The sequence below is a fragment of the Camelimonas sp. ID_303_24 genome, assembly GCF_053543495.1.
On the sequence record NZ_JBLLJM010000014.1, the window covers coordinates 16,799 to 40,430 of the forward strand.

A 23,632-nucleotide genomic window follows, 5' to 3' on the forward strand; every position below is an offset into this window, starting at 1 on the left:
GTAAAAACGCGCCCCATGGCTGTGGCGTCGCCGCGTTCATCCGACTAATAAGGCGTTCCAGAAATTTTCCGATGGCTCCCCTTTGACGCCGGACGACAACGCGAGACAGGCGGAACCAGCCGTGCCTTTCATGACGACAAACCCGGCTCTTGCCCAGGCCCTGGCGGAGCGGGAGTACAACAATCCAACGCCGGTGCAACTTGCAGTGCTGGCGCCTGAGGCGTCGGGGCGTGATCTGTTGGTGTCCGCCCAGACCGGATCCGGCAAGACCGTCGCCTATGGTCTCGCCATGGCCGAAACCCTGCTGGGCGCCGAAGCGCGCTTTGGCTTCGCCACGGCGCCGCAGGCGCTGGTGGTCGCCCCCACCCGCGAACTGGCGCTGCAGGTGCAACGGGAATTCATGTGGCTCTACGCCGCCACCGGCGCCCGCATCGTTTCCTGCGTTGGCGGCATGGACCCGCGTCAGGAGCAGCGCCAGCTCGACCAGGGCGCCCATATCGTTGTCGGCACCCCAGGACGTCTGCGCGATCACCTGGAGCGCGGCCGTCTCGATCTCTCGGCGTTGCGCGTCGCCGTGCTCGACGAAGCCGACGAGATGCTCGACCTTGGGTTTCGTGAGGATCTCGAGTTCATTCTCGACGCGACGCCGCCGGAGCGGCGCAGCCTGCTGTTCTCCGCCACCATGCCGCGCGGCATCGCTGCGCTGGCCAAACGCTACCAGCGCGACGCCCTGCGCATCGAGGTAGCTGGCGCGGAAGGCGGCCACGCCGACATCGAGTACCGCACCATGCGCATCGCGCCGACCGAGGTCGAGCATGCGGTGGTCAACGTGTTGCGTTACTACGATACGCCGACTGCCATCGTGTTCTGCAATACGCGCGAGGTGGTGCGTCGCCTGCACGCCATGCTGCAGGAACGGCAGTTCTCCGCTGTGGCCCTGTCCGGCGAGCTGACCCAGAAGGAGCGCAACCACGCCCTGCAGGCGCTGCGGGACGGGCGGGCGCGGGTCTGCGTCGCCACCGACGTGGCGGCGCGCGGCATCGACCTGCCAAACCTTGGTCTGGTCATTCACGCCGACCTGCCGTCCGACGCCGAGACCTTGCAGCATCGCAGCGGCCGCACTGGCCGCGCCGGCCGCAAGGGTGTGAGCGTGCTGCTGGTTCCGCCGTTCCGTCGCCGCCGCACCGATGACCTGATGCGCAGCCTTGGCGTTACGCCGACCTGGTCTGGTGCGCCAACCGCCGAGGACATCCGAAAGCTCGACCACGAGCGCATGTTGCGCGACGCGCTGATTACCGAAGAGCCGGGGGAGGAAGACGCCAGCGCCGGCCTCGCGCTGCTCTCGGCCTATTCTGCAGAGCATCTGGCCGGCGCCCTGGCGCGCCTTTACCGCTCGGGCCTGCCGGCCCCGGAGGAGGTGTCCGACCCGGGCGAGTCACGGGCGGCGCGCGACCGCTCTGCGGACAGGGATTTTGGCGGCGCTTCAGGTGGTGGGGTCTGGTTCCGGCTTAATGTCGGCCGGCGCCAGAATGCCGATCCGAAATGGCTGCTGCCGCTGATCTGCCGGCGCGGAAACGCGACGCGCAAGGATATTGGCGTCATCCGCATTTTCGATGAGGAAACGGCGTTTGAGGTCAGCCCCACCGTCGCCGCCCGTTTTGCCAAGATTTCCCGGAAGATGGATGGCGAGGACGTGATGATCGAGCCGTTGCCGGCTGGTCCTCCGGCGGGTGGCCCGGCGCGCCCTGGTCGCGGCGCGCCGCGCGGCAAGCCGCGCCAGGACCGGCCGCCCCACGAAAAGCCGTTCAAGGGCAAGAAGTTCCGCGATGAGCCGCCGCGGGAGCGCGCGGCGGACGGGAAAGCCGATCACGGCAAGGCCACGCCCTGGAAAGCGCGCGAGGCCGGACCGTCAGGGCAGGACAAAGGCAGCCGGCCGCCCAGAGGCCCGCGTCCTGCCGGCGCCGGGGACAGGCCGAAGGGAAAACGGCCCCGCAGCTCCTGACATTCTGTTGTTGGGAAAGTGCGGCAGCCATCCGGTGCGGGACCTGCAGCTGGAGATACAGATCAGGCTGCAGATCAGGCCAAAGATCATGGCCTTCTGGAGTGGCGGGGCGCCGCCACTGGTCCGCATCCGGTAGCCGCGCGCAGGCGCGTTTCATCACAACAAAAAAGGGCCGCCAGAATGGCGGCCCTTTTTTGTTGTTTCAGTGTCGCCCCCGGAGAGCGGCTCCGCCTCCAGAGGTAAAGGAACCTCGTCGGATGTTGGAGCAGTTCCGGTGAAACCGGGTTCACCGGAAATGCCGCAGTCATCCGTTGATGAGGCTTACCACTGGTAGCGGACGCCGCCCTTGATGGAGCTGTTCGACAGGTCGCGGTTGAACTTGTAGCTCGCGCTGACAAAGCCCGACCAGCCGGTGCTGGCGCCGTAGACGTTGACGGTGCCGGCAATCTCGCCGAAGGCGCCGCGGAAATTGTCCTCGACGCCAAGCGGAACGCCTTCGCTCAGGATCAGCGCCTTGTTGACGCCGCGGAACTCGTTCCAGATGCGTCCGGTCAGCGAGGCCTCCAGACGATAGGCGTCATTCAGGAGCATATTGCCGCCGACGCGGGCGCCGAGGCTGCCGCGCAGGCTGTCGTTGGAGCCGAACTTCGCCATGGCGCCGGGCAGCGCCAGCAGACGATCCATCGTGGTGCGGGCATAGGAGAGCGTGGCCACCGGCTCAATGAAGGCGTTGGCGCCCAGATTGAAGCGGTAACCGGTGTCGACCGTGAACCCGAGCGTCGTCGCGTTCAGCCCCTGGATGGTCGCGAGCGAGGGAGCCCGATAGTCCATGTTGAGCAGGTCCACCTTGGCCAGGGCGTCCACGAAGAACCCGCTGTTCAGATAGGTGGCGTAGATGCCTGCCGTACCGCCCTGGTAATTGGCGCTGGTCGGCGAGGTCTTGAAGTCGAGGTTCGACGAGATGTAGCCGCCCATCAGGCCGAACACCAGCGCATCGCCTGGCCGCGCCACGTTCTCCTGTCCGAAGTCGACGCCGCCCAGCAGACCGAACGTGTTGCGGTTGTAGCTGGTGTTGTAGGTGTAGAGCCGGTTTTGCAGGGCCATGGAGGCGCTGCTGTCGCGGTTCTCCCACGAACCGACCGCCTTCGCCCAGACGCCAGGCGTGACATTGCCGGGCTTGCCCGGATTGGCCAGGAAGTTGCGCAGGTCTGCCTGGCGGTCCAGCCACACGCCGGTGGTGTCGTGCCAGATGCTCTGCGCGGCGGAAACGAGGGCCGGCAACTCGTAGGCTTCGCTGTCCGGCGCGCCGACCAGCACGAACTCCTGTCCGCCCTGGGCGCCGGCCTTCAAAGCTACGTCGTAGAAGAACAGGCCCTTGTCGATGACGTTCCGGCCGGCGCGATTGGCGTTGGCGCTGGTCGGATCCAGAACCACAGCTTCCGCCGACGTCGCGCCGCCCTGGGCGACGACAACCGTCACGCCCTGTGGGTTGAACCCGGCCGGGCCAGGGTTGACGTCGTTGACCACCAGGCGGGTCACGCCGCTGACCACGCCGCCGACCACCAGCGTGTCGGAGGTCGTGCCGGGGCCGCCAAGCCAGGCGTCAACCGCGAGGCGACCATTGCCGACGCCAGCGTAGTTGCCGCTGGTCTGCAGCGTATCGCGCTGGGCGCGGGCGCCGAGCGAAGCGCCGGGGCGCTCGTCCTGCATGGTGACCAGACCGGCGCCAGCGCCAGCCGGATCGCCATTGTTGAACGTGGCGAGTTGCTGGAACCGGGTGGTTTCCGCGACGCCGCCCTGGAAGGCGGAGACGATGCGGCCCGTGTTGTTCAGCGTCGAGGAGCCGCCGCCGAAGTTGTTATCGCCGGTGACGTACCAGCTGTTCGAGCTGCGGTTGTTGAAGACGCTGGCGCCGCCAGGCATGTTCACCCGGCCGACGATCACGCCGTCGTTGCCCAGATTGGCGCTGGCGCCGGTGATGTTGATGGCCAGGTCACCAGTGGCGCCGATGAAGTCTGACGCCATGCGGTTGGAGGCCACCGAGCCGCCAGCGGCCACTGTGATCGCAGCGCCCGCGCCGCTGTCGACGTTCATGACAGGGGTGTTGGCGCCGCCGGCGCCGCGCAGGGCGCCGCCAATCTGCACGCCGGCTGTCTTGCCGGCGCGGACTTCCATGCCCGAAGCGGTGAGCGACATGACGGTGCTGCCGGCGCCGGTGGAGGCGGCGACCACGCCGCCGCTGCTGGCGGCGAAAACGCCCGTGTCCGCAGCGGTGACTTGCCCCCCGATGGCAACGTTGACGTTGCCGCCGGCGCCGTTGGTGGCGGCCGCGACGCCCACGCCGTCCGACGCGGTGATCTGGCCATTGCCGGTGACGCTGATCGCGCCGTTGTCGCCGGCGATGAAGGCGCCGACGCCGAGATAGCGGGCGTTGATGGCGCCGGTGGCGGTGACGCCGGTGACGGCGTTGTCGCCCGTGGTGGCGGCGAGCACGCCCGCGCCAGTCGTGGTGATTGCCCCGGAGGTGTTGACCGCAATCTGGTTGGACGCACCATTGGCGAAGGCGCCGATGCCCACGCCGTCGGCGACGATCCGGCCGCTGTTGTCGAAGCTCAGCGCATTGCCGGCGCCGCTGGCCACGGTGGTCAGGCCGAAGACGCTGGCGTTGACCACGCCGGTGTTCTCCATCGCGACCTGGTTGCCGTTACCGTTCACGTAGGCCGCCGCGCCAACAAGAGCGTCCGTCTGGCCGCTGTTGCTGATTTTCGCGTTGTTGCCCGTTCCGTCCACATAGGCGGCCGCACCCACGCCGCCAGCCGTGACGGTGCTTTCGTTGCGGATGCGCAGACGGTTGCCGTCACCATTGACGCCGCCAGCGAGGCCCGCGACCACGGCGTTGATCGCGCCATCGTTGTCGATGGTCAGACGGTTCTGATTGCCCTCGGCGAAGCCGGCGGCGCCGACACCGCCAGCGTCGATGGTCCCATCATTGCCGACGAAGGCGCGGTTCTGGTCGCCGTTCACATAGGTCGCAACGCCTGCGAGGCCGGCCACCACGTCGCCTTCGTTGATGATGGCCGAGCGGTTGCCTGCACCGTCCACAAAGGCCGCCATGCCGGCGCCGATCGTATGGATCTGGCCGCCAGCTTCGTTGACCGCGTTGAGCCAGTTGCCGTCACCCGTGACGTAAGCCGTCGCGCCAGCGACGCCAGCATCAATGTGGCCGGCGTTACGGATTTCGGTCTGGTTGCCGTTTCCGTCCACATAGGCGCCGAGACCGACCAGGCCGGTTCCGATATAGCCGGTCGGGCTGTTGCCGACGAACAGGCTGTTGCTGTCTCCGTCCACATAAGCGCCGGCGCCCAGGGCGAGCGACGAGACGTTGCCATAGTTGACGACGGCGGTGGCGTTGCTGTCGCCATTGACGTAGCCGACCAGGCCGGCAAGGCCCGCATTCACGCTGCCATCGTTGATCATGGCGGTGAGGTTCTGCGTTCCGTCGACGTAAGCAGCCATGCCAATGCCGAGCGGCGATGTGGTGATCGCGCCCTCATTCAGCACAAGGGTGTCATTGTTGGCGCCGTCCACATACGCGCCCGCGCCGAGCGCGCCAGCGATGACATGGCCGGAGTTGCGAACGTCCAGCACATTGTCGCCGCCATTGACGCCGCCAGCGAGGCCGACGCCAACGACGTTCACCGTCCCGTCATTGTCAACGATCACCCGGTTCTGGTTGCCTTCAGCGAAGCCGCCGAGGCCCAGGACGCCTGCGTTGATCGTCAGGTCATTGCCGACGAAGGCGCGGTTCTGGTCGCCGTTGACATAGACGGCCATGCCGGCGCCGAGGAGGGCGTTGATCGCGCCGTCATTGGTGGCGGCGAGGCGGTTGTTGTCGCCGTTCACATAAGCGGCGACCCCGATCAAGCCGGCGTCGATGTGCCCGTTGTTGTCGATGCGGGCGTTGTTGCCGTTGCCGTCGACATAGGCCGCGGCGCCGATGCCAGCAGCCTCGATGGCGTTGTCATTGCGAACGCGCAGGCGGTTGTCGTCGCCATCGACGCCACCGGCAAGACCAACGCCAACCGCGTCAATGGTTCCGGTATTGACGACAGTCAGGCGGTTCTGGGCGCCTTCGGCGAAGCCGCCGGCGCCGAGCGCGCCAGCTTCGATTTCCCCGGCGTTGCTGACCGAAGCGCGATTGCGGTTGCCATCAATGTAGGCGGCGATGCCGGCGCCAACCGTATGGATCTCGCCCGTAACTTCATTTGTGGCTTCCAGCCGGTTGCGATCGCCGTTCACATAAGCGGCCATGCCGATCAGGCCAGCGTCGATGTGGCCGCTGTTGTTGATCTCCGTGCGGTTGCGATTGCCGTCCACATAGGCCGCCGCGCCGACGCCGATGGCGTCAATGTTGGCCTCGTTGTTGACCAGCAGGCGATTGCGATTGCCGTTGACGCCGCCAGCGAGGCCGATTCCGATCGCCTCGATCGAGCCATCATTGTCGACGGTCAGGCGGTTGCGGTTGCCTTCCATGAAGCCGCCGGCGCCGAGGACGCCCGCGTTGATCTCGCCGTCATTGCCGACGAAAGCGCGGTTCTGGTCGCCGCTGGCATACGTAGCCATGCCAACGCCAAGCGGATCGGCGTTGATGACGCCGCCCGCAGCGTTGATCATGGCAAAGCGGTTGCTGTCGCCATCGACATAGGCGCCCATGCCGATCAGGCCCGCGGTGATGACGCCAGATGGGCCGTTGCCGACGAACAGATTGTTGCTGTCGCCGTTCACATAGGCGCCGGCGCCCAGGCCGAGCGCGTTGACCGCGCCATTGTTGCCGACAGCGGTGTTGTTGGCATTGCCGTCCACATAAGCGACGAGCCCCGCCAGACCCGCATCAACCCTTCCGCCATTCAGCACGGCGGTGTTGTTCTGCGTCCCGTCCACATAGGCGGCCATGCCGACGCCGAGGGCGGAAGTGGTGATGGACGCGCCGGAGCCATTGAGCAAAGCGGTGTCGTTGCTGTTGCCCTTCACATAAGCGCCAAGGCCGAGAACATTGGCGTCGATGGAGCCGAGGTTGAGCAGCGCGGTTTCGTTGCTGTTGCCGTCGACATAAGCGACCGCGCCAGCGATATCGGAGTTGATGGTTCCGCTGTTGCTGACCAGCGTGCGGTTGTCCTGGCCGTCGACATAGGCGCCGGCGCCGAGCACGCCTGCGTTGATTTCATCCTCATTGCGAACGCGCAGACGGTTGTCATCGCCATTGACGCCGCCGGCCATGCCGACGCCGACCGCGTTGATGATTCCGTCGTTGTCGACGGTCAGGCGGTTCTGGTTGCCTTCGGCGAAGCCGGCGGCGCCGAGCACGCCGGCATCGATCTCGCCGGCGTTGCTGACCGAGGCGCGGTTGTTGTGGCCGCTGATGTAGGCGGCCATACCTGCGCCGGCCGTGTCGATCTTGCCGTCAACTTCATTGGTGGCGGTCAGCCGGTTGCGGTCGCCGTTCACATAAGCGGCGACGCCCACCAGATCCGCGTCGATCTGGCCGCTGTTGCTGATCTCGGCGCGGTTGCGGTTGCCGTCAACATAAGCCACAGCGCCGACGCCGATGACGTCGATCCCGCCTTCATTGTTGACGACCAAGCGATTGCGATTGCCGTTGACGCCGCCGGCCAGGCCAATGCCGAGCGCCTCAATGCTGCCGTCCGGACCATTGCTGACGGTCAGGCGGTTGCGGTTGCCTTCCGCGAAGCCGCCGGCGCCGAGCACGCCCGCATTGATCTCGCCGTCATTGCCGACGAAAGCGCGGTTCTGGTCGCCGCTAACGTAAGTAGCCATGCCGACGCCAAGTGGATCGGCGTTGATGACCCCGCCCTGGGCGTTGATCATGGCAACGCGGTTGCTGTCGCCATCGACATAGGCGCCCATGCCGATCAGGCCCGCGGTGATGACGCCAGATGGGCCGTTGCCGACGAACAGATTGTTGCTGTCGCCGTTCACATAGGCGCCGGCGCCCAGGCCGAGCGCGTTGACCGCGCCATTGTTGCCGACGGCGGTGTTGTTGGCATTGCCGTCCACATAAGCGACGAGCCCCGCCAGACCCGCATCGACCGTTCCGCCGTTCAGCACGGCGGTGTTGTTCTGCGTCCCGTCCACATAGGCGGCCATGCCGACGCCGAGGGGCTGGGCGTTGATGACGCCGTTGGAGCCATTAAGCAGGGCGGTGTCGTTGCTGTCGCCCTTCACGTAAGCGCCAAGGCCGAGAACATTGGCGTCGATGGAGCCGAGGTTGAGCAGCGCGGTTTCGTTGCTGTTGCCGTCGACATAAGCGACCGCGCCAGCGATATCGGAGTTGATGGTTCCGCTGTTGCTGACCAGCGTGCGGTTGTCCTGGCCGTCGACATAGGCGCCGGCGCCGAGCACGCCTGCGTTGATTTCATCCTCATTGCGAACGCGCAGACGGTTGTTATCGCCATTGACGCCGCCGGCCATGCCGACGCCGACCGCGTTGATGATGCCGTCGTTGTCGACGGTCAGGCGATTGACGTTGCCTTCCATGAAGCCGCCGGCGCCGAGCACGCCCGCATTGATCGTGCCGTCGTTGCCGACGAAGGCGCGGTTTTGCGTCCCGTCCACATAAGCGGCCATGCCGACGCCGAGCGGCTGGGCGTTGATCGTGCCGTCATTGGTCGCGCTGAGGCGGTTGCTGTCGCCGTTCACATAAGCGGCCATGCCAATCAGGCCGGCGTTGATGTGACCGCCGCTGTTGCTGATCCGCGCGCTATTGCCGTTGCCGTCCACATAGGCAGCCGCGCCAATGCCGGTCGCCGTAATGGCGTTCTCGTTGCGAACGCGCAGACGGTTGTCGTCGCCATTGATGCCGCCAGCCATGCCAACAGCGGCCGCCGTGATGGTTCCGTCATTGTCGACCAGCAACTGGTTGGCATTGCCATTCATGAAGCCGCCAGCGCCGAGCACGCCAGCGTCGATGGTCTTGTTGTTGGCGACGACAGCGTTGTTGCCGCTGCCGTCGACATAGGCGGCCATGCCAATGCCCAGCGTGGTGGTCACGCTGCCATTGTTGGCGACGACGATATCACCGTTGTTGTTGCCCTTGACATAAGCGGCCATGCCGATGGCGCTGGCGTCGATCGTGCCACTACCCTGGTTCAGCACCTTGATGGAGACGTTGTTGTCGCCTTCCACATAGGCTGCGGCGCCGATCAGGCCGTTGGAGATGGATCCGCTATTGCCAACGCCGACCGTATTGCCGTTGCCAATGCTGACGCCGGCCAGACCAACCACGTTGGCCTGAATGTCGCCGCCAGAGCTGTTGCTGACGTCCAGTTTATTGCCGTTGCCATCCGCGACAACACCGACAACGCCAGCGACGCCTGCGGTCACATTGCCTGTGTTGCCGGCGATCACCACATTGTTGGCGCCGACGCCGACACTGGCCAGACCAACCATGTCGCCGTGAACCAGGCCCGAATGGTTGTGCACGCTGACGGTGTTTCCATCACCCACGCCCACGCCGACAAGACCGGCGAGGCCTGCGTCGATAAAGCCCCCGCTGGCGCTGGAATTGTTCGTGACCTGAACACTATTGCCATCGCCAACCGCGACGCCGGCGGCGCCAACGAGATAGCCCTGAATCGTGTTCGTGTTGGTGACAACGACGTCATTGCCAACCCCGTGGTCGCCAACCTTGACGGCCGCCAGTCCAACGAGGCCGGTCCCGGCCGAAGTATTAATCGTGCCCGAATTGAGCGCCTCAGCCTTGCCGTTGCCGACGTTGACAGCGATGGCGCCGATCAGGTCGGCGTCAACGGAGGCGCCGGTGGTATTGTTGACGGTCGCCGCGCCGCTTCCGATCTTGAGCGCGCCCATGCCGATGAGCGGCGGGTCGATGACGCCATTGTTGGTGACGGTGACGTCGCCGCCGCCGAGGCCTACGGCGCCGATGCCGAGGAGGCCGCCCTGGTCGATGTGGACCGTGCTGCCGGCGCCGTTGGTAACGTTGACATGGCCATCGGTGTTGAAGCCCAGCACGCCGATCAGGTTGCTCTGGACGTCGCCAGCAGTCGTGACGTTGACCGTCCCGCCCTGACCAATGGCGCCAGCCAGAACGCCAACGCCATTGGCGGCGGTAACGTCGCCGGTTGTGACATTCACATTGGCCGGGCCGGAACCAGCGACCCAGGTTAGCGGATCATTGAGATCAAAGCCGGACAGATCACCAACGCTGCCGGCAATGGCGACAACGCCACTGTTGCCAGTAGCGGAGCCGCCCGTCGTGTCGATAGTGACGTTGGCGGGGCCGTTGAGGCTGGCGGCGGCGGCGAAAATGCCCACATCGCCGCCGGTCACGGCAGCGTCGCCCCTCACCTCGGTGGATGCGGTCTTGCCGCCGCCAACGCCAAGCGCGGTGGAGATGGCGGTGACGCCGTTGCCGCCGCCGCTGATCGTGGCCGGGCCAACGCCGTTGTTGATGTTGATGACAGTGGTCGCATCGGAAGCGACGCCCGCCGACAAGCCGAATATGCCGGCGCCGGAGGTTCCGGTCACCATGCCGCCGGCGATATTGATCGTGGTGGCGGCATTGGCCCCGGCGATGCCGGCGGATGTGGCGGACACGCCATTTTGGGCGCCGGCGACCGTGGCGTCATTGATGTTGACGGTCGCATGGCCGCCGATTGCGCCAATGCCCGGAATATTCACGCCGCCAGCCACGACGTTGACGCCATTGCCGCTGGTTCCCGTCGCCGTTCCGCCGTTCAGCGTGGCGGTGGCGTTGGGACCGGTCAGATTGACGCCGTTCTGGCCGCTAAAGTCGGTGTTATTGCCCGTAACCGAAACATTGCCGGTCAGGCTCAGCGCCGTCAGGCCATCGCCATCCGTGCCTGTGGCGCTGCCGCCTGTCAGGATTGCGGTGACGCCTTGGATACCGCCCGTGAGATTGACGCCATTCTGACCGCCACTAAAGGTGGTCCCGGTTGAGGTCAGCGTCGCCTTGTTGCCGGACAGGACAGCGAGACCATCGCCGCCGCCGCCCGTGAAGCTGCCGCCCGTGACAGTGGCGGTGACATTGCCAGCGCCGGTCGTCAGGGTAGCGCCGTTATCGGTTCCCCCGAAGATTGTGCCGTTGGACGTTAAGGAAACCGGGCCAGTCGCACTGAAGGCCGTCAGACCATCGCCGTTGGTTCCGGTGGCGCTGCCGCCGGTCAGCTTGGCTTCCACGCCGAGCAGGCCGCCCGTAAGATTAACGCCGTTCGCACCGCTGAAGGTGGTCCCGGTTGAGGTCAGCTTCGCCTTGCCGACGGTCTGCGCGACAAGGCCATCGCCGGCACCGCCAGTGAAGGATCCATTGGTCAGATCGGCTGTAACGCCGGCGTTTCCGCCAAGATTGGCGCCGTTCTGCCCACCGGAGAAACTCGTTCCATGCGTGGTCAGGGTCGTTGCGCCAATCAGGCTGCTGGTTTTGATGCCATCGCCGTTTGTGCCCGTCGCGCTGCCACCAGTGAAGCTGGCATTGACGCCGCCGATCACGTCGCTGTTCAGGTTGACGCCGTTCTGGCCGCCCTGGAATACCGTATTCGTTGCCGTCAGCTTGGTTTGGCCAAGTGTAGAGCTACCCTTGAAGCCATCGCCCGTCGCGCCGCCGGTTACGCGGCCATTGGCGAGCGTCGCGTCGACGCCGGTGTTTCCGGAAAGATCAATGCCATCCTGCGAACCAGAGATATTAAAGCCTGTCAGATTTAGACTAGCGCCTCCAACAGCCGTTCCGCGGATACCATCACCATCTCGTCCGGTTATAGTTGAACCGGAAACGGGAGCTGTACCACTTACCGTTACACTGGTACCGCTAAGCACCAGGCCCGATTTGGCACCGTTCAGATTGCCGTAGCCGGTGTATGCAATTGATCTGCCACGGATTTCAATGGCATTGTTGCCGCTACCGTTGTCGCTAGAAACCGAGCCATTATTTGTAACAATTGTGTCGAGAGTGCCGGTAACGTCGATTCCTCTGCCTGTCACGTCGACGGCTTGATTAATAGTTGATGAACTTCCAATGCAGATTCGGCTGGAGCCGCTTGTGCTGGTATTCGCACTGAAGTTGCAAGCCGCACTCGCCCCAGTTGGTGACAGCGCCACGCCGGCGAAAACCGCCGCGCCTAGGGCCGTACCGGTTAGCAACGCCTGACGGGAAACCGGGCGAATTGCGTCCTCCACGCGGTTCTCCAGACGCCAGGCGTCCATCAGCGTCATGCCGCCACGTGCGCCTGTTGCGCCGCCGATCTTCGCGCCGGAAATACCCATAGCTTCCCCCAACCCCTAACGACATACGCCGCATAGAACGAATTGCGTTCTTTTGCGCAAAATCTACCTAATTATGCGTGGTAGCATTAGGGAATTGTCAAAAAAAGGGGGTTAAATCGCTGCAAAAGCGTATAGAATTTTGCAATTAATTTTGAGACAATTTATGATTATTGAAAATTGCATGATCGCAATTGTATTTATATTGATCGCGAAATTGTGCGTCATTTTGATCGGCTGACGTTGCGTATGAATTCGCATGTACGGCAAATATTTTTTATGATACATTTAAGATACAGTTTATCAAAAATAATAAACTGTCACGAATTTTAAATAATACCGAGTTCCAGTGGCATTTCTCGCACGGGAGGGGAGGAATTCACGAGGAAGTAACGTTTTCGCACCATGGGTTGACAGCGAGGCGGACGCGGAAATTCTGATCAGTCCGGGCCGCCGAAAGCAGCGCGCGCGGCATATGGCGGCGGGCGAGGCGCTTTTCCGGACGGCAGGCTCTATCTGGGCGCGACTCACCCGGCGCCGGCTGGCGCCGCATGCGGGCGGACGCGGTTTGCTCGATGTCTGGGGCGATGCGGGCCTCTGGCCGGCCTGCCGCCATGGAGGGCTCTGTCCCGACGTCAATCAACGCATCGCGCCCGTTGCATGAACGGGCGCGATATCCGTTTGCGATGTGAAGCCGTTTTCCGGGTGCGGACTACTGGCCTCGCAACATCTCGCCGAAGCGGCGGGTGCTGCGCTGGATGATGTCCTGCGCCACCGGCGACCAGCGGCCCATGTCGAAGAAGCCATGGATCATTCCGGGGCCGGGGATCAGTTCGGCGTTGCCGCCCGCCGCGCGCAGGGATTCAGCGTAGGCGGCGCCCTGGTCGCGCAGCGGGTCGAACTCCGCCGTCACCACCAGCGCTGGCGGCAGGCCGGCCAGGCTTTCGGCCTGGATGGGCGCCAGGCGCGGGTCCAGCGTATTGCTGACGCCGCTGGCGTAGTGATTGTAGAACCAGGTCATGGTCTCGGCTTCGAGGAAGTACCCCTTGCCGTTCTGTTCAGCGCTCGGATACTCGGCTTCGGCGTGGTCCACGGCGGGGTAGATGAGAAACTGCGCCGCCAGCCTGATGCCCGCGTCACGCAGTTGCTGCGAGACAACCGCCGAGAAATTGCCGCCGGCGCTGTCGCCGGCCACGCCGACAATATCGCTGCCGCCAAGCTCCCGGGCATGGGCCACGACCCATCTGGCGGCGGCGATGGCGTCCTCGATGCCGGCGGGGAAGGGATGCTCGGGCGCGAGACGATAGTCCACCGCCACAACCACCGCCTGGGCGCCGCGACAGACATCGCGGCACATGTTGTCGTGGGTGTCCAGATTGCCGATGACATAACCGCCGCCATGGAAGTAGGCCACGGTCGGGAAGGGGCCCGGACCTTCCGGCCGGTAAATGCGGGCCTTCAGCGGGCCGGTCGCGCCGTCGAGCGTGGCGTCCGCCACGCTGGCGACCGGGACGGTCTGCTCCGGCGTGCGCGTGCCATGGGTCAGCGCCAGATAAGCGGCGCGGCCTTCTTCCGGCGAACCCTCGTACATGGGTTTGGCGGCCGGGTTAGCCATCATCTGCAGAACCTGGGCAAGGTGAGCGTCAAGCGCCATGGGTGGTTTCTCCCTTTATATGTCTGTGCGGCCAGCCGGCGGGCGCCGACTGGAGACGTGAAGCGGATTGGAGTGCGCCCTGGAGCGTCTTCGCGAAAAGTGGAGCCTGCTTTTCGTGGGAAAGCTGCCCTAGCGATAGGCCAGGGCTGCTTCGTCAGCCCGCACGGCCGGCAGGGCTGAAACCTCGTCGCCATACTCCAGCTGATGCTGCCATGGCGCGCGGTCGCCCTGGCGGAACAGGTGATCCTGGGCGCGCATGACATAGCCGGCGTTGAAGTTTTTCGGGTCCATCCACGGCAGGCGCGGCATGTCGGCGTCGCCGGCCGTGACGGTGGGTTCAACCACGGCGCGGCCCTCGCGCTGCATGTGCTCAATCACCCGGCACACCAGATCGCTGATGAGGTCCGAACGCAGCGTCCAGCTGGCGCGGAAATAGCCCAGAACATAGGCCATGTTGGGCACGCCCTCGATCATCATGCCGCGCCAGGTCACCCGTTGGGTGAAGTCTACCGGCTCGCCATCGACGCTGAACGGGGCGCCGCCGAAGAACTGCATGTTGAAGCCGGTGGCGGTGACGATGATGTCGGCGTCGAGATGCTCGCCGCTGGCCAGTTGCACGCCGCTGGCGTCAAAGCGCTCAATGGCGTCCGTGACCACCGAGGCCTTGCCACTGCGAATGGCGGCGAACAGGTCGCCGTCCGGCACCACGGCGATGCGCTGCTGCCAGGGGCGATAGGCCGGGTTGAAGTGCCGGTCGACGTCGAAGCCCTCGGGCAGATGGGCGCGGGCCTGGTCGAGGAAGAACGCGCGCAGGTCATCCGGCTGTTCGAACGACATGCGGACAACCTCGCCAGCCTTGGCGATGTGGGCCCGGCGCATGATCTCGTGAATCCAGTCATCCGGCAGGTCAAGCGCCCGCAGCGGCGCCTCCAGCGGATGGGCGCGCGGGTCCGCCGCGAAGAAGGTTGGGGAGCGTTGCAGCATGGTGACGTGCGCCACCTTGTCGGCAAGGGCCGGGATCAGCGTCGCCGCCGTGGCGCCCGAGCCAATGACGACCACGCGCTTGCCGGCGCAGTCCAGATCCTCCGGCCAGTGCTGCGGATGTACGATCTGGCCCTTGAAGTCCGCCATGCCGGGCCATTCCGGCGTATAGCCCCTGTTATGGTCGTAGTAACCGGCGCACATCCAGAGAAAGCCTGTGGTGAACGTCAGGGTTTCGCCAGTGTCGGCGCGGCTCACCGTCAATGTCCAGCGCTGGTCCTGCGATGACCAGTCGGCCGACGTCACCTTGTGGCCGTAGCGGATGCGCGGCGCCAGATCGTTCTCGGCGATCACTTCGCTGAGATAGGCGCGGATTTCGTCGGCGGTGGCGATGGAGCTGCCGCGCCAGGGCTTGAAGCTGTAGCCATAGGTGTACAGGTCGCTGTCCGAACGGGCGCCGGGATAGCGGTGCGTCCACCAGGTGCCGCCAAAGCCGGCCATCGCGTCCAGAATGACGAAACTGCCTTGCGGAAAGCGCTTGCGCAGGTGGCAGGCGGCGCCGATGCCAGAAATGCCAGCGCCGACGATGAGAAAGTCAAAATGCTCCACGCCCGCGTCTGGCGCGGCCTTGCGGCTGGTTGCCGTATTCATGAGAACTGTCTCCTCCTGATATTGGGGCGAGCGTTGGCCCATCAGAAAGGATAGGTTCAAACCAGCGGCGGTTCTTGCTTTCATGCGACAGGATTTTGATCTTGCACGACATGCTGGAGGACCGGATGTCAGGCGATCCATCGCATCTGAACAGCGTCCGCGCCGCGGCCCTGGCCGGCTTTGGCGATCTGGTGCGCGATCTTGGCGGCGACGCTTCCGCCATCCTGCGATCCTGCGGCCTCACGCCGGCGGTGCTGACCGATTCCGAGCGCGCCATTCCTTACCGCAACGTCGTGCAGGCGGTCGAGATGGCCTCGCGCATGCTTGGCGCGCCGGATTTTGGGCTGCGCCTGTGCGCCCGGCAGGACATCAACGCCCTTGGCCTGCTGGCCCTGGTCATGCAGTCGGCCCCCAGCGTGCGCGAGGGCCTGATGCTGGGCGCGCGGCACGTCCGCCTGCACAATCCGGCGCTGGGATACCGGACTTTCATGGACGCGGACAGGGGGCTGGAGCATCTGGCGGTTTTCCAGCGTCTGGAGCCAAATGACGACATGCGCCAGATCACGGAGATTTGCGTCTCTTATATGCGGCGCATAATCGAACTGTTGTCCGGCGGCGCGTTGCAGCCGGCGGCCATCCATTTCCGCCATGCGCCGCTGGGTAGCGAGGCGCAATATCGCCAGCATCTGGGGCAGACGCCACGCTTCAACGCCGCCTTCGACGGGATTTCGATGGACGCCCTGGCGATGCGCCAGCGTTCATTGCGGCACAACCAGTTTCTGGAGCGCTTTGTCGGCGGCTTTCTGGCGGGCTTGCCCTCGGAGCGCGAGCAGCCGGCGGCGGATCAGGTGCGTCATGCGCTGGCCAATCTGGCGCCGCTGAAAATGGCCGATCTGGGTACGGTATCCCGGATTCTCGGGCGCCACCCAAGAACATTGCAGCGGCGATTGCATGCGGAAGGCGTGGTGTTCGAGGAACTGCGCGACGCGGCGCGAAAGAACTGGGCGCGCCAGTTGCTCGACCAGCGCGAGCTGAGCCTGCTCCATATCGCCCATCTGCTGGGCTTCGCCGACCAGTCGGTGCTCACCCGCGCCTGCCAGCGCTGGTTTGGCGCCACGCCCCGGCAATTGCGCCGGGACGTCGCCCTCAGCCCCGGGTTTCAGGCAAATCCCGGCCAGTAGGAGGCGTTGCTGGTGGGGCGCGCGCCGAAGATGGCCTGGCCGACGCGCACGACGGTTGCGCCCTCCTCGATGGCGCTTTCGTAGTCGCCGGACATGCCCATGGACAGCCCGGTGAGCCCAGGATGAACCGTGACGGCGCGGTCCCGCAGGGCGCGCAGCAGGCGGAAGCAGTCGCGCACCTGCGCCACGTCGGCGCTGAAGATCGCCAGGGTCATCAGGCCGCGCGGTTTCAGCCGGGGAAATTCCGCCAGGCGCTCGACAAACGGCATGAGCGCATCGGGCTGCAGGCCATATTTGCTGTCCTCGCCGGAGGCGTTGACCTGGACGAATACGTCAAGGTCCCGCTCCACGGCCTCAAGGCGGCGGTTCAGTTCCCCGGCCAGCCGCAAACTGTCCAGGGCGTGGAACTCCGACGCCAGCCGGACCAGATATTTCACCTTGTTGGTCTGGAGGTGGCCGATAATGCTCCAGCAAATGGGCAGATCAGCCAGCAATGCCTGCTTGTCGCGCGCCTCCTGGAGCTTGTTCTCGCCGAAATCGTGGATGCCGGCGGCGAAGGCAAGGCGCAGGATGTGGGCGGGGACGGTCTTGGTGACGGGCAGCAGCCGCACGTCGTCCGGGCTGCGGCCGCTGCGCTGGCAAGCGGCGGCGATCCGCGCCTGAACGGCCTCGAGATTGGCCGCGAACGCCTGGGCCGGATCAGCGCCAAAACGGGCGATGTCTTCCGGCGCAAGCGTGACGGGCGCCGACGTAGTGGGTGCAGGCGCTGTCATCTGCTGCGCTCCTGTCCGGCAAGGGCGGCGCCCTGATGGCGCTGCGCGTTGCGCTCCTCCTGGCGCCAAAGCCGCATGGCTCCGGCGATCTCATGTGCCCGCGCGTTCATATGCCCGCGCGTTCATGCGCCTCGCGTTGTCAGATCCAGCCCCGCCAGCCATTCGGCAAGCATGTCGCGGGCGGCGTTCGCCAGTTCAGGGCCGGTCCGGGCGGCCTCAGCGCGCATGGCGCGCGGGTCGATGCCCGCGCTGGCCAGCTCAGCGGCGTGTCCCGTCAGCCAGCGTTCGATCCCGGCGGCCACATCGACCTCGGGGTGAAACTGCAGCGCCAGTATATGGGGGCCCATGGAAAAACCCTGTGTCGGGCAGAGCGGCGTTGAGGCCAGGCTTTCCGCGCCTTCCGGGGTCTGGAAAGCATCCCCGTGCCAGTGCAGCACGGGGATGCCCGCCAGACGCCGCAGCGGCCCAACCCGCCCGGCGTCTGTCAGTGAAAGGGGACCAAAGCCAATCTCCTTGTGACCCATGGGGGCCACCTGGGCGCCAAGCGCCCTGGCCATGAGCTGCGCGCCGAGGCAGAGGCCAAGGGTCGGGCGGCGGGCGGCCAGTCGCGTGGCAAGGATCGCCTGCTCGTCGGCAAGGTAGGGATAGGCGTCGGTTTCATAGACGCTGACCGGGCCGCCGAGCACGACCAGCAGGTCCGGCTCCAGCGCATCAAGCGTTGCAAAGGGCGCCGCGTCGAGGTCGTGATAGCGGACGGAGAAGCCGGCGTCCGCCAGCACGGACGCGAACACGCCCAGATCCTCGAAATGGACGTGCCGGATCGCCACCGCTGTTTTTCCCATGACCTGATCTCCGCTGTGCAGGCCCCGCCAGGCAAAAAAGGGCTCCGCCAGGCCGGGCTCCCGGGCGCTTCCGTGTCTGTCTTGCCAGAGCACGCCCTTGCAGACGCTATCCCCGCCGGAAGCGCATCGGCCCCCGACAGGATCGCCTGTTCATAGCAGGGAAGCGGATCGCCTGACCCTGCCATTTTCAGGCAACTGACCAGACCAATTTCCAGCTTCTCCAGAGCCCGCGCCGGGCGATTCCCGATCGCCATGGAGCCAAAGTTGCTCCAGCTTCCCGCGTCTTGAGCGAACGCGGATCGAACAGACGACGCCGTCTGGCCGGAAAGGCGTTTCAGGACCGCGCTGCGTCCTGGAGCGCCCGCGCCAGCTGGCGGACGGCTGTGGCAATCTCGGCGGGCGTATAGGCCGCGAAGCCCATCAGGAAGCCTGCTTCGCCGTTCCCGTCCGCGTGCAGTTCCGACAGGCCCAGAAGCTGGATGCCAGCGCGTTGCGCCGCGTCAATGGCCGTTTGCTCCGGCAGGTCGCAGGTTAACGCGCATGGCATCTGCAGGCCGCCAGCAGGCGGGCGGGCCGCGACCAGGCCGGGCAGGTGCGTCGCCAGCTGGCGGGTCAGCACGTCAAGCCGCTCCGCATAGACGCCGCGCATGGCGCGCACATGGGCGCCAAAATGTCCGCCTTCCATGAACCTGGCCAGGGTGAGCTGGGCGATGGAGGCAGTGTGGCCGTCAAGCAGCGTGCGCGCGGTCGTCATGGGCTGCACCAGTTGCGGCGGCAGCACGACATAGCCAATGCGCAGACTGGGAAACAACGACTTGGTGAAGGTGCCGATGTAGATGGTCCGGTCATGGGGATCGAGCCCCTGCACGCAGGCTGTCGGCTTGCCGGCGTAATGAAACTCGCTGTCGTAATCGTCTTCGATGATCCAGGCGTCGCGTCGCGCCGCCCATTCGATCAGCGCCAGCCGCCGGTCGAGCGTCAATGTGGCTCCCGTCGGGAACTGGTGCGATGGGGTGAGAAAAACCGCTCTGGCCGGACGGGGGTCATCGATGATCTCGCCGGCCATGACGCCCTGCCTGTCGACGCGGACCGGGACGCAGTCAAGCCCGGCCGCTCCGAACGCCTTGCGCGCGCCATGGTAGGCGGGGTCCTCGACAAAGATGCGATCGCCGGGGTCGAGCAGCATGTGGGCGCATAAAGTCAGCGCCTGCTGGGAACTGGTCAGGACGAGCACCCGGTCGGCCGTGGCGCGCGCGCCGCGCTCGAGATTCACATGGTCAGCGATCGCGCGGCGCAGCGGCGCAACGCCTTGCGGGTCGCCATGCAGCAGCGCGCGCGGGCCGGCCTCCTTCAGGACCTGTCGCTCCAGGCGCTCCCACAGCGCCACAGGGAAACTCCGCGTCTCGGGGACGCCATGAACAAAGGGCCGGGGAGCAAGCGCAGCTTGCACGCCGCCGCCGCGAAACATGGCGTCGCCGCGCCTGCTGAGATTGGGCGCCCTCGGAGAACGATCGCCGCCGCGTCCGGCGACCTCCCGTTCTGGAGCACCTTGTCCCTGGGCGCCGCGTCCCCGACCTGGCCAGAGGCCCGCCATGTCCGCCACGAAGCTGCCGCTGCCCACGCGCCGGTCGATAAAGCCCTCGGCGTGGAGCTGGGCGTAGGCGGTTTCAATGGTGTCGCGCGATACGCCCAATGAGCTTGCCAGCGCGCGCGAAGCGGGCAGGGGCTTGCCGGGGCCAAGCGCGCCGTCAAGGATGAGCTGCCGGATCGCCCGCTGGATGCGCGCATGCAGCGGCATGGCCGCGTGGGCGGGATGGGCGATCCAGGCCTTGACGGATTCCAGTTGCGCGCTTCTGAACAACTGGTCTGGTCCTGTAACGGGAAATGGCTTGCATCATCGGACCAATCGGCGTCGCCATGTCAAGCCATTCTTCAGGCTGGACGATCGGGCAGCGATTCTGGCGCCTGCAGCGACGATGTTTCCCTTTCCTTTGCCCGCCCCTTTTTGCTGCCCCTTTTTGCGGCCCCTCCGCCTGGGGGCTTCCGCCATTGCGGAAGCGGCCGCCGAACGTCGCGCCCGGGGGGCCGATCCGCGGCCGTGGGGTGGTTTTTGCCGCGTCGGGTTGCATCCCCTGCCAGCATCGGTCATGGAATGAGCCTGCATGAAGCAGCCGCCGCCTTGTTCCGAGCGGTTGCGCATGGCGTGGAGGATCAGATGGGCGGCGCGACGACAGCGCGGGAGCAGCACGGAATGACGCGGGCGGAATTCGGCCCGGTCACGGTCTGTTTCGGCGACAGGAACGGCAAATATCCTGATGGCAACCAGGTGATCGTCCGGGGTTCGGATTCCGTCGCGGTGTTCGATTCGCCCATCAGCGCAAATGCCATCGGTCCCGATTTCACCAACGCCGACCTGTGCATCCTCGGCCACGTTCACGAAGATCACATGGCCGGGTTGCACCTGCTGAAGGGCAAGCCGGTTTACGCCCACGAGGCCGACGTCGCCGCGGCGCGCTCCTGGGAGGCGCTGGCCGATGTGTTCGGTTATGAGGGCGTGGAGGAGCGGGCTGCCGCCCGCGCCCGCTTCGCGCAGGATTTTCACTACGACGAGACGCCCGACGCCATCGCTTACAAGGACGGCGCCACATGGGACCTCGGCGGCGTCACCGTGCGCGCCGTGCACATGCCTGGCCACACCCCCGGCCATTGCGCCCTGCTGGTGGAGCCATACGGCCTCGCCTTTATCGGCGATATCGATCTGAGCACCTTCGGCCCCTATTACGGCGACGCCAATTCCAGCATGCACGATTTCCGCGAAACCTTGCGCAAGGTGCGGGATTTGCCGGCGAAGGTGTGGGTCACCTTCCATCACAAGGGCGTCTACACCGATCGCCAGCGTTTTCTGGATGATCTTTCCGCCTATGAGGCGCGCTTTGACGAGCGCGACGCGCGCCTTGCCGAGATGCTGCGGCCGGAGCCGCAAACCCTGGAGCAACTGGCGCGGCGACGCCTGCTGTACCCGGCGCATTTCAATGAATCATGGGTCGACGGCGTCGAGGCGCGCTCCATCGCCATGCATCTGGATGAACTGATGGGCAAGGGTCGCGTCGCCCGCGATGCCGACGGACGCTACCGGCTGGCCTGAGCGCGTCGATCAGCCAGCGCGCAGATCGTCATATTCCGGGTGGCGGCTGGCGACGGCGCGCACATAGCCGCAGCGTGGAACCATGCGGCGGCCGCTGGCGCGGAGCATGTCGAAAACGCCAAGCACCAGCTGGCTGGCGACGCCGGAGCCGCGCAGGGCCGGCGGAACTTCTGCGTGATCAAGGCTGACCAAATCACCGGCCTGGCGATAGCTGATGAAGGCCAGCCCCGCGCCGGTTTGCATTTCAAACCTGCCGGTCGCGGCGTTGTCGCGGATGTCGGAGCGCGGCTGGCTCATGGCTGGGTCCTTTCTGAAGCGGGCCGATGTATGTGCGGCCATCCCGCCATCATGCCGACTGGCGCCGCGGCGGCTGTGCGCCGCCGCACGGGTTTTGCCAAATTCCGCTGATGCGCATCCACCGGGGTTTGGCGTCAGTCCGGCAGCGGAATGTATTCGGCGCGGTCGCTGGGCGGCAGGTCGAACTGTCCCTGGCCCCATTTGCCGGCGCGCCATTCCGCCTTGGCGCGCTCGATCCGCTCCTGGCTCGAGGCGACAAAATTCCACCACACATAGCGCGGGCCGCGCAGCGTCGCCCCGCCCAGCGCCATCAGGCGCGCGCCTTGCGGGCCAGCCGCCACGGTGATGAAGTCGCCGGGGCGGAACACCATCATCCGGCCGGCTTCGAAATCCTGCCCGGCGATGGTCACTGAACCCTCCATGATATAGAGGCCCCGGTCCTCGTGCTCATCGGGCAGGGGGAACAGCGCGTTGGGCGCCAGCGCGACATCGAGATAGAACGTCTCGGAATACAGCGTCGCCGGCGCCGCGGCGCCATAGGCCGAGCCCAGCACCAGCCGCGCCTTCACGCCGCCATCCTCGAACACCGGCAGCCGGTCCTTGCCAAAATGCTCGAACGCCGGCGCCACGTCCTCGGCTTCATCCGGCAGCGCCACCCAGGTCTGCACGCCGAACAGCGCGTGCGGGTTAGCGCGGGTTTCCGCGTCGGTGCGCTCGGAATGGGTGACGCCCTTGCCGGCCACCATCCAGTTGACTTCGCCAGGTTTGATCGGTTGCTCGCTGCCCAGGCTGTCGCGGTGGTGGAACTGGCCGCGATACAGATAGGTGACCGTGCCAAGACCGATGTGCGGATGCGGGCGAACGTCGATGCCCCCGCCGGTGAGGAATTCCGCCGGGCCCATCTGGTCGAAGAAAATGAATGGGCCGACCATCTGCCGGCGCGGCGCCGGCAAGGCGCGCCGCACTTCAAAACCGCCCAGATCGCGGGCGCGGGGGATAATCAGCGTTTCGATGCTGTCGACGCCAACGGCGTCGGGGCAGCCTGGCGTCAGGCCCGGATTCCAGCTCATGATGATCTCCCTGAACAGTTCCGTCCGGATCGATGCCGGCTGGAAGCGGGCGCTGCGCCTCCGGCAGGTCAACATTGCCGCGCGGCGGGCGTCCGGGTGGCGGGCGCTCCCTGTGCGGGTGTTTCTGCGCCGGTGATCCTGTAGTTGACAGGCCGCCGCAAGGCGCGGCTCATGGCGCCGGACCGGTCCCCCGAACCGGAGCTTTTCCTGATTGCAAGGAGTCCATCATGAGTCTGGAGAGCGTCAAGGCATTTCTGGCCGAGCGGGCTCCCGATCTGGCCGTCATCGAGACCGGACAACGCACCGCCACTGTGGCGGAGGCCGCCGCCGTGCTTGGCCTGCCGCCGGCGCGCATCGCCAAGACGCTGTCCCTGCGCAAGGGCGACGCCGTGTTTCTGGTGGTCGTGCGCGGCGACGCGCGCCTCGACAATCGCAAGGCCCGCGAGGCCTTTGGCGGCAAGGTGCGGATGCTGGACCTGGCCGAGGTCGAAGCGCTGACCGGCCACCCTGTCGGCGGCGTCTGCCCCTTCGGGCTGGCGCAACCCCTCATGGTGTATTGCGACGTCTCGCTGAAGGATTTTGACGAGGTGGCCCCCGCCGCCGGCTCCATCGACAGCGCCGTGCGCCTCAGCCCCGGGCGGCTGGCCGATCTGACCGGCGCCGCCTGGGTGGACGTCTGCCAGGAGATTCAGGAAGCCGCCGCCTGAGGGGGCAGGCGGGTG

At 65.9% G+C, this 23,632-nt stretch carries 13 protein-coding genes; 5 read left to right on the plus strand and 8 right to left on the minus strand.

All coding sequences use genetic code 11. The annotated features are described in order from the left end of the window. Nucleotides 1-130: 130 nt before the first annotated feature. Nucleotides 131-2,002, plus strand: a complete 1,872-nt coding sequence (locus tag ACERNI_RS13605) for a DEAD/DEAH box helicase (protein WP_448833900.1) — start codon at nucleotides 131-133, stop codon at nucleotides 2,000-2,002. Nucleotides 2,003-2,323: 321 nt separating this feature from the next. On the opposite strand, the gene ACERNI_RS13610 is transcribed toward ACERNI_RS13605, so the two are convergent. From ACERNI_RS13610 to ACERNI_RS13620, 3 genes are all read right to left on the minus strand, one after another. After that, a complete protein-coding gene (locus tag ACERNI_RS13610; RefSeq protein ID WP_448833826.1) occupies nucleotides 2,324-12,037 on the minus strand; it encodes a hypothetical protein in 9,714 nt (3,237 codons plus the stop codon). 991 nt (nucleotides 12,038-13,028) lie between these two features. Continuing rightward, complete coding sequence (locus tag ACERNI_RS13615; protein ID WP_448833827.1) at nucleotides 13,029-13,970, minus strand: alpha/beta hydrolase; 942 nt, start codon at nucleotides 13,968-13,970, stop codon at nucleotides 13,029-13,031. A 129-nt stretch (nucleotides 13,971-14,099) separates the two neighbouring features. Beyond that, on the minus strand, nucleotides 14,100-15,602 hold the full coding sequence (locus ACERNI_RS13620; RefSeq protein WP_448833828.1) for a flavin-containing monooxygenase: 1,503 nt from the start codon (nucleotides 15,600-15,602) through the stop codon (nucleotides 14,100-14,102). Between the two features lie 125 nt (nucleotides 15,603-15,727). Here ACERNI_RS13620 and ACERNI_RS13625 point away from each other — a divergent pair, with 125 nt between their 5' ends. Next, the gene (locus ACERNI_RS13625; protein WP_448833829.1) at nucleotides 15,728-16,783 is read left to right on the plus strand and encodes an AraC family transcriptional regulator; all 1,056 of its coding nucleotides are present in this window, start codon (nucleotides 15,728-15,730) and stop codon (nucleotides 16,781-16,783) included. On the opposite strand, the gene ACERNI_RS13630 is transcribed toward ACERNI_RS13625, so the two are convergent. The 3 genes from ACERNI_RS13630 to pdxR form a co-directional block, all read right to left on the minus strand. Beyond that, nucleotides 16,762-17,556, minus strand: coding sequence for a YggS family pyridoxal phosphate-dependent enzyme (locus ACERNI_RS13630; RefSeq protein WP_448833830.1), 795 nt, complete (start codon nucleotides 17,554-17,556; stop codon nucleotides 16,762-16,764). The two genes, ACERNI_RS13625 and ACERNI_RS13630, sit on opposite strands and share 22 nt — an antisense overlap. Before the next feature lie 122 nt (nucleotides 17,557-17,678). Further along, nucleotides 17,679-18,398, minus strand: coding sequence for a glutamine amidotransferase (locus tag ACERNI_RS13635; protein ID WP_448833831.1), 720 nt, complete (start codon nucleotides 18,396-18,398; stop codon nucleotides 17,679-17,681). A 334-nt stretch (nucleotides 18,399-18,732) separates the two neighbouring features. After that, nucleotides 18,733-20,259: a MocR-like pyridoxine biosynthesis transcription factor PdxR gene (pdxR, locus tag ACERNI_RS13640; RefSeq protein ID WP_448833832.1), complete on the minus strand. Its 1,527-nt coding sequence runs from the start codon at nucleotides 20,257-20,259 to the stop codon at nucleotides 18,733-18,735. A gap of 390 nt (nucleotides 20,260-20,649) precedes the next feature. Between pdxR and ACERNI_RS13645 the strand changes: the two genes are divergently transcribed. Then, the gene (locus ACERNI_RS13645; RefSeq protein ID WP_448833833.1) at nucleotides 20,650-21,543 is read left to right on the plus strand and encodes an MBL fold metallo-hydrolase; all 894 of its coding nucleotides are present in this window, start codon (nucleotides 20,650-20,652) and stop codon (nucleotides 21,541-21,543) included. Nucleotides 21,544-21,552: 9 nt separating this feature from the next. On the opposite strand, the gene ACERNI_RS13650 is transcribed toward ACERNI_RS13645, so the two are convergent. Together ACERNI_RS13650 and ACERNI_RS13655 are read right to left on the minus strand one after the other, a co-directional pair. After that, a complete protein-coding gene (locus tag ACERNI_RS13650) occupies nucleotides 21,553-21,840 on the minus strand; it encodes a GNAT family N-acetyltransferase (RefSeq protein ID WP_448833834.1) in 288 nt (95 codons plus the stop codon). A 134-nt stretch (nucleotides 21,841-21,974) separates the two neighbouring features. Beyond that, a complete protein-coding gene (locus ACERNI_RS13655; protein WP_448833835.1) occupies nucleotides 21,975-22,910 on the minus strand; it encodes a pirin family protein in 936 nt (311 codons plus the stop codon). On the opposite strand from ACERNI_RS13655, the gene ACERNI_RS13660 reads away from it, so the two are divergent. Both ACERNI_RS13660 and ACERNI_RS13665 read left to right on the plus strand, forming a co-directional pair. Beyond that, on the plus strand, nucleotides 22,909-23,046 hold the full coding sequence (locus ACERNI_RS13660) for a hypothetical protein (protein WP_448833836.1): 138 nt from the start codon (nucleotides 22,909-22,911) through the stop codon (nucleotides 23,044-23,046). The two genes, ACERNI_RS13655 and ACERNI_RS13660, sit on opposite strands and share 2 nt — an antisense overlap. A gap of 91 nt (nucleotides 23,047-23,137) precedes the next feature. Beyond that, complete coding sequence (locus ACERNI_RS13665) at nucleotides 23,138-23,617, plus strand: YbaK/EbsC family protein (RefSeq protein ID WP_448833837.1); 480 nt, start codon at nucleotides 23,138-23,140, stop codon at nucleotides 23,615-23,617. Nucleotides 23,618-23,632 lie beyond the last annotated feature (15 nt).